Origin of the sequence: Larkinella punicea, assembly GCF_003334855.1 — a bacterium.
In the GTDB taxonomy this organism is placed as follows: domain Bacteria; phylum Bacteroidota; class Bacteroidia; order Cytophagales; family Spirosomataceae; genus Larkinella; species Larkinella punicea.
This window is the reverse complement of record NZ_QOWE01000009.1, coordinates 83,497-96,080: the sequence shown is the minus strand read 5'-3', so window position 1 is coordinate 96,080 and position 12,584 is coordinate 83,497. Positions and strand designations below refer to the sequence as shown.

The window sequence follows — 12,584 nt, the reverse complement described above, 5'->3', positions numbered from 1 at the left end:
TTAAGAGTTTTACAACGCTGCGATGAGGATCTATAAACTGCTTCCGGTTCTGTTGCTGGTGCTTGGCCTGACGGGCTGTTCGACGTCTACGGTTTACATTGTTCGGCACGCGGAGAAGATCAACGAAGCCGACAGCAGCGGTTTGACCGCCGTTGGGCTGGAACGCGCTCAGGCCCTGGCCGACCGGCTGGAAGACGAGCGGATTAGCCAGATTCTGACTACGCCCTACCGTCGGACGCAGGAAACGGCCCGGCCCCTGTCTCAACGACTCAACCTGCCCATCGACTCGTATCCGGCAAAACCGGTCGGTGCGGTGGTAGAACTGATCCAGCAAACGAAGGGTAAAAATAGTCTGGTGGTCGGCCACAGCAACACGATTCTGGAGATTGCGCAGGGGCTGGGTACCAAACCAACAAAAACAAAAATTGAATCCGGCGATCACGATAACTTGCTGATTGTGACCATCAAGAACGGAATTTTTGGCACGTCGGTCAGCTTGCAGGAAGAAACGTACGGCAAGCCGACAGAACCTTGATTCGCTTGCCTTCGGGGAAATGTGAATATTCGGCGACAAAAAAACGGGCAATTTTTTGTCGTTTAGGCAGTTAAGATAGAGAGTATTAACCCAAATTGAATCCGTTTAATGAGTTTGCGACTGGTAAGATTGTTCTTTGTTTTTTGTCTGACGTATCTGCTCGAAATGAGCATGGTTACGGCTCAAACACCGGCACCCACCGGATCAACGTTTCCGAACCGGTTTACTGGACGCCAGATTGTGGTAACGCTTGGCAGCGATACCGACCGGCCCGAATATCGTCTGTTGGACAACGGGTTGATGTATTACCGGGAAGGATCGGAGGGAGGATTTACGCAATTAGGCCAGCAAAAAAAAGATACCACCCAGAAGGTATTCGCAAGGCTGGAACAGACCTGTAAAATCAAAACCACGAAACTGGAAAAACCGGAAAATCCTGCCGTAACCGTGACCTGGAAGCGGGCGAAAACCGAGTTTGCCGTGGGCTGGGAAAAGCGAAAAGCTCCGGATGAGTACGAACAGTTTTATGATCAATTTATGGAACTGTTCCCCAAAAACCGGAGAAAGTAACTCCAAAAAAGCCCCGGCACATTGCGTACCGGGGCTTTTGCTTTATTGATTTTCCAAGTCAAATTTAATCGGCAGATTATACCGAACCCGCACCGGTTTTCCATCCTGCGTCCCCGGTTTCCAGCGGGGCATGGCTTTGATGATCCGAATGGTTTCTTCATCGGCACCAAAGCCAATGCCTTTCAGGATTTGAACGTCCTGGAAACTGCCATCCGTGTTGATGACAAACCGGACAAATACTTTCCCACTGACATGCGCCCTCCGGGCGGCTTCGGGATACTGCATGTTTTTAGCGATAAAATCACTCAACGCCTGCATGCCGCCCGGAAATTCAGGATTCTTCTCAACGACGGTGAAAATACCCTCTTTATCCTGCTCCGCTGTCAGTTTTTCAGCGGGGCGATTGGGGTCTGTGGTCTGGCCCGAAAACCGCCCCGCTGTTCCGTCAGAACCTTCCGCCAGCCGGGCATTCACAACGGTTTTTCCGCCGACCGCAATTTCCTGGCTTTTATGTCCGGCGAAGCTAATCAGTAAGGTTCCATTGGCGGGCACCGTGATTGTATAGCGGCCCTTTGCATCGGTTGTTGTGCCCCTTTGGACGCCATTCAAAACAATGTTGGCACCCGGAATGGGTATTCCGTCACTAGCAAAAATCTGACCGGAAACGGTTATTTCTTTGTTATTGACAACATCCTGCTTCGCGCGGTCTTCGCAAGCCGCCACGAATAGGAAGAGAGAAAAGGTGAATAGGGCCACAAAGCCGTATTTGACGATTGCCCAGCGGTTGGTTTCGGATTTCTGGAGCATCAGAATGCGTTGTTTTAAGGTGGAAGATTGGAAGAAAGGCGTTACAAAAGCCGACGGTTTCGGCCCGAACGTGTAGGCAATGAGTCGGTTGTCCATCCGGCGCTGGCAGAAGCGGAGCCGGGCCGAGACGGTTTTGGAAAGCTTCATAACGGGTTTAGTTTTTGGTAGTGGCTTTGATGGTATAGGCTGGTTTGGTGTGATCAACCTCGACACTTTTCAGATTCTTGGGGTTCAGTTTCTGAAATTCTTCCCGTGTGATCGTTTTGTCGTCCAGCATATAAACCGGCGGTTTTCCGTCGTAATCGATCCGGCCAGCCTGCTGAATCTGTTCGCCGATTGCGCCTTGTCTGGTTTTCACCTGAATTACCCCATTTTTACCTTCATCGCCATACAAGGTGGTAGCCGATTCTCCTTTCAGGACATTAATAGAATGGATGTCATTCGGATTTACGTCTGACAAAGGCTCTGGTTTTAGTGCAGAAGCAGTCCGGGGTTCCCCGTCAACAAAAATCAGCGGTTTTTTATCCGGATCCGAAACGACCGAACCCCTGAGGATGACATTTGGAGCATTGGGTTTGCTGTCTATCACCTGACCACTTCGCTTGTCTTCTTTGCCTTCCAGGATAAATTGAATGGGCAAAATGTATTGAACCGCAACGGGTCGGCCGTTTTGCAGGCCTGGTTTCCACGATGGCATTTTCCCTACGATGCGTACGGCTTCTTCGTCGCATCCATCTCCAACCCCTTTTTTCACGCGAATCCCATAAATGGATCCGTTCTTTCCAATGGTGAATTGAACAAAAACCGTCCCGTCCGTATTGTTTCGTTGAGCATCCGACGGATACCGCAGGTTTTCGGCTAAATACTGGCCCAGGGCCTTGTTTCCGCCCGGAAATTCCGGCATTTGTTCAATATTTGTAAAGGCTCCGTCTCTCGCGGTATTAGTGGTCGGCGGGGCCGTTGTCGTGTTTGTTGACTTGGGTTGTGAGGCATAACCGACAACCACAATGCGGGCCAGCGAATCGACTTTAGGAACCAGTTTAAAATCAAGCGTCTTTTTGCCGGCTACATCCTTCTCCTGCGATACATAGCCGACAAAACTGGCCACGATTTTGGCGTCAGACGGAACATTCTTCAACTCGTAGCGGCCCTGTATGTCGGTTTGCGCACCACTCGTCGTGTTGCGGACGATGAGCGTCGCACCCGGCAGCGGCTGTCCATCGCTATCGATAACTTTTCCCGAAACCGTTCCTTTTTCGTCCGAAACCGGGGTCACCAGTTCCGTAAGTTGTTCGCGGGCGGCCGTCATCGCCAGTAAACCCAGCAGGAGCGGCAACACCAGCATGTATTTCCCCAGCGCCCAGTGACTGGTAGCCCGGCGTTGCAGCATTTTGATGCGTTCTTTGAGCAGCGACGGTTTGAAAAAACCGTTGGTCAACGTATTGGGCTGAACGCCAAACGCATAGCTGATCAGGAAGGTGGCGTATTCGTGTTTGTCTTCCGCCTGTGCGTCGGCCAGAAACTCGTGGACTTGCTGAATCGCCTGTTTATATAGAATCAAAACCGGATTTATCCAGAAGAAAAGCTGGACCACTTCCAGCAACAACACGTCGAAACTGTGTCCCTGGCGGATGTGAACCAGTTCGTGGGCGACAATCGGCGTGTTGGCCGTTTGCGCATCCCGGCGACACAGCACCAGATACCGGAAGAACGAGAACGTTGGAACGCGCTCATCGGCGGGCAGCACCAGCGTGTAATCGTCCAGATCGTGCCGTTCCGAGCGTTTGATCAGCCGCCCCACGCCCGTTATCTGCACCAGCAACCGCAGAAACAGCGCCCCGGCAACCAGACCGTATACCCAATAGGCGATGGTTTCCCAATCCGGCCCGGTCGGCTGTTCCGCCGTTTGAATAACGACCGGCAGCGAAAACGCGACCACCGGAACGGGAAGGGTTTCGGCCGCGTCGGCGGGCAATTCCACCAGCGGCAGGGTGAGCGAGAGCAGCACCGAGACAATCAGATAGGCCCGGTTGAGCCGGAAAAAGGTATGTTTTCGGAGCCAGATCCAGTAACAGGCGTAAAACAATACGAGAAACAGATTGGCTTTCAGCAGGTATTCGAGGGCCGCGTTCATGAGTCTTTTTGGCGGTTTAGAAGTTCAATAATTTCGTTGGCTTCTTTCAGGCTCAGGTTGCGGTCTTTGACAAAAAACGACACCAGCTTTTTCAGCGAATTGTCGAAATAACCGGACATGAGCTGCTCCATTTCGAAGCGTTTGTACTCCTCTTCCGTGATCAGCGGATAGTATTCGTGCGTTTTGCCGTAGGCCCGGTAGCCCACCAGTCCCTTTTTTTCGAGAATGCGGATGATGGTCGAGACGGTGTTGTAGGCGGGTTTGGCCCGGGTCGGGAGCGACTCCGGGAGTTCGGCCAGAACATCCTTGACAAACCCTTTTTCCAGTTTCCACAACACCTTCATGATTTCTTCCTCGGCATTGGTCAATTCGCGAACTTGCATACGACATCAGGTTGATTACAATCTTAAATCAAACGTATGACTAATATTTTAGTTTTACAACTAATGTATTAGTTTTTTTGTTTGAAAAGTTGTTTTTGTTGGGTTATTGAGGGAATGGGTGGGAAACACTCTTGAAGGAAATAAAGGCATTAGAAGATTAAAATGTCTATTTTCACAGCAAAGCTTTCATGAAAGTGTAACTAGCTTTACTGAATGAAATACCAAACTCCATATGATCAAAATGAACGGCTACCCAATCTGCTGGGCTTAAGGTAGGCCGAAGAAATTGGACTGGCAGAATTTGAAGGATTTTTGAAAGCAGAAATTGTATTGAGCGGACAGTTAACAAATCGAACCCGATTCACCAGCCAGTATATTCAGAAAATCCACAAACAAGCTTTGAGACATTTATACGGATTTGTGGGCAAATGGCGCGATGTTAATCTTTCAAAAGGTGGATTTGTATTTGCTGCTGCCCATTTTTTGCCCAACACGATGCCGTCATTTGAAGCAGATATTTTGAAAATATTGCCTAATCAGTATTCAGATACCGGACATCTAATTCATGATCTGGCTGTCGTTCATGCAGAATTTCTATTCATTCATCTATTTCGGGAGGGAAATGGCCGAACTGCACGCTTACTGGCAAATCTGATGTGCTGAAAGCAGGGTTTGAACGTATTGCAGTGGGGGAAAATTGAACCAAACGAAGGGGCTGAAATTTCGTTTACTAACTACATTCATGCCGTTCAGCAAGCTTCCGGTCATCATTATGAACCTATGAAACGCATTATCGGGGCGATTTTGCCAGCGTAGTTTCGATCTTCCGCATTGTGGCAGTAGCTTGCTCAAGCGAGATATGTATTTTCTCGATTCGAAAAGAAGCTAAGGCTGATTTCAGAATGTCAGCCCGAATTTCCGACGTATTTGCCTTTTTTGTAGCTCGTTTCATGTACGAATTTATGTTTTTTTGATGACTATTTCCGCAGATTTTGTGAAATAGCGGCCCTATTTGACGCTACCAGACTCACTTCACTTCCCCCGCCACCGGCCGTTGCCCCGCTTTCGCCCAGTTTCGCAGTTGATCGAAAACCGCTTCGGTCTGGCCGGGTGTGAATTTGCAATGGCCCTGTCCGTCGGTGAATTTCATAACAAAAAGCTTATCGTTGCCCGCTTGTCGGGCAATGGCGTCGTAGGCCGTGGCTTCTTCGGGCGGAATCAACTCATCGTAGGTCGTGTGAACCAGCAAAACCGGGGCGCTGATTTTGCCGCTAAACGTGGTGTAAGGCCCCAGAAATGTCCGGGATTTGGGCTGGGCGGCCAGCCGGGGGGCCTGGCGGTTGACGAGCGCGTCGTCCGGAAAACCGCTGTACAGCAGATTCGTATTGTCGAATGGATTGCCACCCGCCTGCTGGCTGATGTCGCGGTAGATTTCCTGAAAAAACCAGAGGACACCCGGCAGGTCTTTGTATTTGATAGAAAACCGACGGGCGAATTGCTGGCCGGTGAGCGAATCGGCTTCCAGTTTGTGCTTAATTACGTCTCCGTCGGTGGGGGTTGCGGTTCCATTGGCCAGCTTTTCCAATGCCAGCGTGTTGGGAAAAAGGCCGTCGAAGGTGACCAGAACCGCAAAAAGGTGTTTCTGCAACGATTGGTATAAATGGCCGGAGATGGGGCAAAAGGGCAGGGCACCCTGGTAATGCTGCGGGAATTTTTCGATGGTTGCCAGCGTGATCATGCCACCCATGGAATGGCCGGTAACGAACGTACTGTCGGGCTGGCCGTATTTCTTCACAAAGTGTTGCCGCAGGGCTTCCGTATCGTCTACCCCTTCCAACACCGCCCAGCCCTGCCGCCGGTAGGCCGACTGGGCTACAGCAAAACCTTTTTTCAGGAAAGGAGCCATCCATCCGCCACTCAGATTGCCTCGTTTGTTGCCGATCGTTTCGTAGCCGTGGGCATACATCAGCAACCGTTTGGGCGAACCGGTCTGGCCCCAATTGGCAGGGAAATCAATCCGGTATCGGGCACCGGCAATGGTGCCGGTATCGACGCGGGCCTGCGATGAAGATTGGGCGAAGGCGTTCAGCGTAAAGCCGAAAAAGGCAAACAGCAGGATGGATTTCATGATCGATCAGGAAGGGATACAGGAATAGCCAGTCGATTTAACAGAATGCATTCGCAAAAGCAAGACCGTTTCCTCAAAACCACGATCCGGTTTCCATCACTTGCCGGTTCGATAAGGTTTAGAGCAGGAATGGCACCTTTTTTGTTCGTTTGTTGTTCTAGAACAATAGAACTTGTTTTTTGCCCCTAAATCCCCTAAAGGACGGTCGGCCGCTGCCGGACTTTTAGCATCTGGAAGATGCCGCGTCCAAGTCCCCTTTAGGGGATTTAGGGGTTACGCATAATCCAAAGTAGAAATGAAGTTAAGTGTTTTAGATCAGTCGCCCATTCGCAAAGGCAGCAACGCGCGGGAAGCCTTGCTGGAAACCGTGGCGCTCGCCCAGCTAACGGAAGAACTGGGGTATACCCGGTTTTGGGTATCCGAACACCACAATGTGACCTCGCTGGCGGGCACAACGCCGGAAATCCTGATTGCCCACATAGCCGGACAAACGCAATCCATCCGCGTGGGGTCGGGCGGGGTGATGATTCCGCATTACAGTGCGTTGAAAATAGCCGAGAATTTCCGGATGCTGGAAACGCTTTTCCCCGGCCGCATCGACCTCGGCATGGGCCGTGCACCGGGCGGAGATCGCGTTACGGCCAGCATTCTGAACCCGACCAACACCTTCAGCGAACAGGATCTGGTGCAGCAACTATTTGATTTACAGAATTATTTAAACGATCGGTACGCGCCGGGCAGCGTTCAGGCCAAGGTGCGGGCGATGCCGATTCCGCCGTCGGTGCCGGAGCAGTGGATGTTAAGCTCCAGCGGTCACAGCGGCTTGCTGGCGGCACATTTCGGCATGGGATTTTCGTTCGCCCATTTTATCAATCCACACGGCGGGCCGGAAGCCATGCAGCAGTACCGGGCGCGGTTTCAGCCTTCCGAGAACCTGGAAGAACCGCAGACCAACGTCGCGTTTTTCGTCTTCTGTTCCAACGACCCCGAAACCGTACACCGTCAGCAGGCCATGATCGACTACCGGTTTTTGCAATACGAAACCCGGGGCAAAGTGGACCCGTTCGACTACAACGATCTGAAAACCGTCGCCTATTCGCCGGGTGAAGAAGCGCGCATTCAACACAACCGGCAGCGGATGATCATGGGTAATTCCGAAGAAGTGAAAAAACAACTGCTGAGGTATGCCGATCAATACGAAGTCGATGAGCTGATGCTGGTCAATGTGGGCTCCGAATTTGAAGAGCGGCTGGAGTCGTATCGGCTGCTGGCGGAGGTGTTTGAGTTAAAGACTGTGGCGGTTTGATACGGTTTTATATTCGTTTTTCAGTGTTCATTATTCATTATTAGTATCTTAAGATCCTGTAATATCGAATAATGAATATAGGACTTACGTCTGATAATTATATCACACTTTCGCTTTCTGCCCCTAAATCCCCTAAAGGGGACTTGGACGCGGCTTAATCCGGATGCTAAAAGTCCGGCTCCGGCCGCCCGGCCTTTAGGGGATTTAGGGGCAGAAAGCGAAAGTCCTAGAATAATGAACACTGAATAACGAGCGAAAAAAAACCGTCACTTCTTCTTATACGCAATCCGGAAAATCGTTCCGCCCAGATCGTCAGATACATAGAGGGACCCGTCAGGTCCCTGTGCCAGTCCGCAGGGGCGGTGTTGGACGGGGCCGGTTGGTTTTGCTAAGTCGATACCGGCAAAATTGTCGGCAAAAACCTCCCAGGCTCCCGACGGTTTTCCGTTTTTAAACGGCACAAACGCGACTAAATAGCCTTTTTGCAGTTCCGCCGACTGGCTGTGGAAGGCGACAAAAGCGCCATTGCGGTATTTTTCGGGAAACGTCGTGCCGGTGTAAAACAACAATCCGTTCGGGGCCAAATGCGCCGGGAAGGCCACCACGGGGTTCATGGCTTTTTCACCACCGGTTTTTTTGCCATCCCCGCCGTATTCGGGGGCCAGGATTTTCTTCTTCTGAATGTGGTCGTAATACACATACGGCCAGCCGCCATCCGATCCCTTTTTCACTTCGTACATGGTTTCGGCCGGCAGTTCCGCGCTGTGTTTGGGCGTATAATATTCCGGGTAGAAATCATGGAACTTGCCGCGACCGTGCTGAACGACGAATAGCGAGTTCGTTTTGGTGTTCCAATCCAGGCCGACGGTGTTTTTCAAACCCGTTGCAAACCGGACGCCATCGCTGTACGACTGGTTGAGCCGGTTGGTTTTGAACTGCCAGATGCCGGCGGCTGAATCCAGCAAAGGGCACGGCATTAGGCCTTTGCCGGTTCCGGCTTCGCGGCAGGCATCGTTGTCGGAGGCCACGTTGACATAAATCATCGACTGGTTATCGACCGCAATCGATTTGGACTGATCGCGTTCTTTCAACCGCAGACCTTCCACAATTTTTTCCGGCTGATCCGGCTGCATCACTTCACCTTTTTCATTCAACTGATACCGGTAAACGCCACTGTTGGACGATGCGTACAGGTAATCGTTTTTGATGAAAATGCCCGTGCCAGGGTAATCCCCAAAACCGGTTTGTTCATCGATCAAGCCGTCTTTGTTGGTATCCCGCAGCCGGTAAATGCCTTTGCCATCTTTCAGTTTTCCCAATTTGACGTAGATGTCGCCGTTTTTACTGACGGCCATGTGTCGGGCAGCCAACAGGTCGGTTGCGACGATGGAAGCCGAAAAACCGGCCGGTAGTTTGATCGCCGAAGGCTCGACGGTTTTGCTTTTTTGGGTTGAAGATGCGGGCGTGTCGCTGGTGGCCCAAACCGGATGAAAGCCTGCCAGTGCGCTAACCAGACAGATGGTCCGGATAAATGTTCTTTTCATGAAAGGGTTTAGTCGTTAAATGGGGAACCGTGAGTCTAAAGATTGCCAATTTCTGTGTATTTTGGCAAAATCACTGGATAAAATCATACTATTCCTAAAAACATGACCTTAAATCGTCGAATTTTCCTCCACCAACTGGGTCTGGGCGTTGCGGGCCTGGGTCTGATCGGCTCCCTGCCGACGACGCTCCGGGCGGCTCCGCTGCGTTCGTTCCGGCTGCCCCGCAGCCTGCCCGAAGCACAGGGCGTGTCGTCGGCCGGTTTGCTGGATTTTGTCAATGCGGTCGAAGCGGCCAAACTCAATCTGCACAGTCTGATGGTGGTGCGGCATGGTCAGGTGGTGGCGGAAGGCTGGTGGGCGCCCTACGCTCCCGATCTCAAACATACCTTGTATTCGCTCAGCAAAAGTTTTACGTCATCGGCCATTGGTCTGGCGGTGGCCGAAAAGCGGTTGACGGTCGAAGATAAGGTGGTTTCGTTTTTTCCGAACGAGGTTCCGGCTACGGTCAGCGCCAATCTGGCGGCCATGCGGGTGAAGGATTTACTGACGATGGCAACGGGTCACGACAAAGATTCGACGGGTGCTCTTCGGTCCGATCCCGATCAGAACTGGGTGAAAGCCTTTCTGGCGCAGCCGGTCGAGCACGAACCCGGCACGTTTTTCGTCTACAACAGCGGGGCCACGTATATGCTGTCGGCGATTATTCAGAAAGTGACGGGTCAGCCGTTGCTGGCTTACCTGAAACCCCGGCTGTTTGATCCGCTGGGCATCGAGGGGGCCGACTGGGAAACCGATCCGAAAGGCATCGCGACTGGCGGGTGGGGGCTGCGCGTGCGCACCGAGGACATTGCGAAGTTTGGCCAGTTATACCTGAAAAAAGGTATCTGGAACGGCAAGCGAATTTTGCCCGAAGCCTGGATTGAAGACGCCACCAAATTTCAGATTCAATCGAAGGGCGGTTCGCGCCCGAAGGAAGAAAACGACTGGCTGCAAGGCTACGGCTATCAGTTCTGGCGGTGCCGCAACGGCGCGTACCGGGGGGATGGTGCCTTCGGTCAATACTGCATTGTGATGCCGGAAAAAGATACGGTGATTGCCATTACGAGCGAAACGAGTGACATGCAGGGCATTCTGGATCAGGTCTGGAAACACATTCTGCCCGGCATTCAGCCGGAGGCCATTGCGGCCAAACCGGTGGTTCCGCTCAAGCAGAAATTAGCCGCGCTGGCCTTGCCGCTGCCAGCCGGACAAGCCACTTCGCCGACGGTGGCGCGGGTGACGGGAAAACCGTATCAGATGGCCGACAATTCGTTGAACATCAAACGGGTTTCGCTGGCTTTTCAGAACGGTTCCTGCGTCTGCACGCTGCACGACGACCAGGGCGAACACCGGGTGGTTTGCGGTTTAGGGAACTGGAAAGAAGGCGAGACCGATTTGTCGACTGTTCCGCTGAAACTCGTTCCGACATCGGTTCCGAAAGAGACTAAAACGAAACTGGCCGGGAGTGGTGCCTGGAGCGACGAAAACACGTTTACGATGACATGGCGGTTTATCGAAACGGCCCATTATGAGAACGTAACCTGCCGGTTTGACGGTGACGATCTGCGGCTTGAATTCCAGAAAAGCCTGGCGGTTTTGTCAAACACCAAAGACCCACGCCCGGTTTTGGAAGGGAAGCTGATGGGGACGGTTTCGCAGGGGAAATAAGCGGGATGGAGAAAGGAAAACACGGGTGTAAAGCCGGGGAGAAATTGCTAAATAGCCAAATTTTCGGTAAATTAATGTCCTGATCGCATCGGTCAGGGCTTTTTCTATGAAAGAAAGGAGACGCGCATGACTCATACCATCATAATCGAAACGGAGAATGAAAGCGTTTTTGAGCGAGTTAAAGAATTCGCTCAGCATATTGGCGCACCTTTTTCTGAATCTCATACCGATGCAAAAACGGTCGATCAGGAAGAAGCCTTGAAACGGTTTTTTGGAAGTTGGGAGGGCGAAGAATCCGGTGATGAACTGGTAGAGATGATCTACCGTGCCCGCAATGATCGCTCGCGAGATATTGAATTATGAGTTCCCTGCTGGATACCAATATTTGCATTTATTTATTTATTTAGAGGGCAGTTCGATCTGGAACGTAAAATTAGTCAGGTCGGTATTAGCTCCTGTTACCTGTCAGAGATCACCATTGCAGAACTGCTTTACGGTGTTGAAAATAGCGATCCCAATCGTCGTAACAAGAATCGGAAAAACCTTGATTGGCTTCGTACGGCATTTGTTGGCCGAACGTTACTTATTGGGCCAAGTTTCCATGAATATGCCCGGCAGAAAGCGGCATTAAAGCGGATTGGGCGTCCTGTCGGCGAGTTTGATTTGTTGATCGGCTCGGCGGCTATTGTTCACGATCTGACGCTTGTTACGCGCAACACGCGTGACTTTGAAAATCTGGATCGGATCAAACTTGAAAATTGGATCGATTGAATTTTAGTTAGCTGGTTTTTCAAGAAATGGCTTCCAATAAAGATTTATCAACGCTCACAGACCCTGTTCATCGGCGAACTGAATCAATTCGGCCAGGTTGTTGACTGCCAGCTTATAATAGATGTTCTTGCGGTGGATTTTAACGGTTTCGGTCAACAGCAAAAGCCGTTTGGCGATTTCGGGCGTGTCGAATCCCTGTTTCAGGAGGGCGATAATTTCCAACTCGCGGGGCGATAGTTTAAACCGTTTCAGAAGATCATCTTCGGGGTGCAGCGTTCCGGCCTTGCTGCCCGATTTCGGGTCGAAGTACGGAATACCGTCGACGACGTTTTGCAGGCAGGTGAACAGTTCCTGCTGGGAAGCACTTTTCAGGAGATAACCGGCCACACCGATGGCTTTCAGTTCGTCGACAAACGTCTGGTAGCTGTACATCGAAATGATAATGACCCGAACCAGCGGAAACGCTTGGACGACCTCGCGGGCCCTGTTTAGCCCATTCCGGTTGGGCAAATTGATGTCCAGCAGAACCAGATCAGGGTGTACGTTCTGAATGGCCGGCAGGATGCCCGTTCCAGTATACACCTGATCGACCACCTGATAGCGGGAGCCAACCGACCGGAGCAGGCTGCGTAGGCCATCGTTAAACACCTGATGGTCGTCGGCAATCAGAATGGTGATCGGTTTAACAGCAGAATCCAT

Annotated in this window: 13 protein-coding genes; 7 read left to right on the top strand and 6 right to left on the bottom strand. The window is 51.5% G+C overall.

The annotated features are described in order from the left end of the window. Positions 1-22 precede the first annotated feature (22 nt). Both DUE52_RS12440 and DUE52_RS12435 read left to right on the top strand, forming a co-directional pair. On the top strand, positions 23-535 hold the full coding sequence (locus DUE52_RS12440; protein ID WP_114406343.1) for a SixA phosphatase family protein: 513 nt from the start codon (positions 23-25) through the stop codon (positions 533-535). A 114-nt stretch (positions 536-649) separates the two neighbouring features. After that, positions 650-1,105 carry a hypothetical protein gene (locus tag DUE52_RS12435; RefSeq protein WP_133299829.1) on the top strand — a complete coding sequence of 152 codons (456 nt, stop codon included), beginning with the start codon at positions 650-652 and terminating at the stop codon, positions 1,103-1,105. Positions 1,106-1,147: 42 nt separating this feature from the next. Here DUE52_RS12435 and DUE52_RS12430 read toward each other — a convergent pair whose 3' ends face one another. Genes DUE52_RS12430 through DUE52_RS12420 form a run of 3 tightly spaced genes read right to left on the bottom strand, consistent with a single transcriptional unit; the run spans position 1,148 to position 4,429 of the window. After that, on the bottom strand, positions 1,148-2,059 hold the full coding sequence (locus tag DUE52_RS12430; protein ID WP_114406341.1) for a TonB family protein: 912 nt from the start codon (positions 2,057-2,059) through the stop codon (positions 1,148-1,150). Positions 2,060-2,066: 7 nt separating this feature from the next. Further along, positions 2,067-4,046: a M56 family metallopeptidase gene (locus DUE52_RS12425; protein ID WP_114406340.1), complete on the bottom strand. Its 1,980-nt coding sequence runs from the start codon at positions 4,044-4,046 to the stop codon at positions 2,067-2,069. After that, positions 4,043-4,429 (bottom strand): BlaI/MecI/CopY family transcriptional regulator, encoded by a 387-nt coding sequence (locus DUE52_RS12420; protein ID WP_114406339.1) that lies wholly within the window; start codon positions 4,427-4,429, stop codon positions 4,043-4,045. Before DUE52_RS12420 ends, DUE52_RS12425 begins: the two co-directional genes overlap by 4 nt. A 312-nt stretch (positions 4,430-4,741) precedes the next feature. Here DUE52_RS12420 and DUE52_RS32635 point away from each other — a divergent pair, with 312 nt between their 5' ends. Next, positions 4,742-5,092, top strand: a complete 351-nt coding sequence (locus tag DUE52_RS32635; RefSeq protein ID WP_222930276.1) for a Fic family protein — start codon at positions 4,742-4,744, stop codon at positions 5,090-5,092. Positions 5,093-5,456: 364 nt separating this feature from the next. Here DUE52_RS32635 and DUE52_RS12410 read toward each other — a convergent pair whose 3' ends face one another. Then, positions 5,457-6,557 (bottom strand): alpha/beta hydrolase family protein, encoded by a 1,101-nt coding sequence (locus tag DUE52_RS12410; protein ID WP_114406338.1) that lies wholly within the window; start codon positions 6,555-6,557, stop codon positions 5,457-5,459. A gap of 295 nt (positions 6,558-6,852) precedes the next feature. Between DUE52_RS12410 and DUE52_RS12405 the strand changes: the two genes are divergently transcribed. Further along, complete coding sequence (locus DUE52_RS12405; protein ID WP_114406337.1) at positions 6,853-7,863, top strand: LLM class flavin-dependent oxidoreductase; 1,011 nt, start codon at positions 6,853-6,855, stop codon at positions 7,861-7,863. A gap of 266 nt (positions 7,864-8,129) precedes the next feature. Here DUE52_RS12405 and DUE52_RS12400 read toward each other — a convergent pair whose 3' ends face one another. Then, positions 8,130-9,407 (bottom strand): PQQ-dependent sugar dehydrogenase, encoded by a 1,278-nt coding sequence (locus tag DUE52_RS12400; RefSeq protein ID WP_114406336.1) that lies wholly within the window; start codon positions 9,405-9,407, stop codon positions 8,130-8,132. A gap of 102 nt (positions 9,408-9,509) precedes the next feature. Between DUE52_RS12400 and DUE52_RS12395 the strand changes: the two genes are divergently transcribed. The 3 genes from DUE52_RS12395 (at position 9,510) to DUE52_RS12385 (ending at position 11,885) form a co-directional block, all read left to right on the top strand. Further along, the gene (locus tag DUE52_RS12395) at positions 9,510-11,114 is read left to right on the top strand and encodes a serine hydrolase domain-containing protein (protein WP_114406335.1); all 1,605 of its coding nucleotides are present in this window, start codon (positions 9,510-9,512) and stop codon (positions 11,112-11,114) included. Between the two features lie 126 nt (positions 11,115-11,240). After that, positions 11,241-11,477, top strand: coding sequence for a hypothetical protein (locus tag DUE52_RS12390; protein ID WP_114406334.1), 237 nt, complete (start codon positions 11,241-11,243; stop codon positions 11,475-11,477). A gap of 12 nt (positions 11,478-11,489) precedes the next feature. Further along, positions 11,490-11,885, top strand: a complete 396-nt coding sequence (locus DUE52_RS12385; protein ID WP_310587806.1) for a PIN domain-containing protein — start codon at positions 11,490-11,492, stop codon at positions 11,883-11,885. Positions 11,886-11,939: 54 nt separating this feature from the next. Here DUE52_RS12385 and DUE52_RS12380 read toward each other — a convergent pair whose 3' ends face one another. Further along, positions 11,940-12,584, bottom strand: a complete 645-nt coding sequence (locus DUE52_RS12380; protein ID WP_114406333.1) for a response regulator — start codon at positions 12,582-12,584, stop codon at positions 11,940-11,942.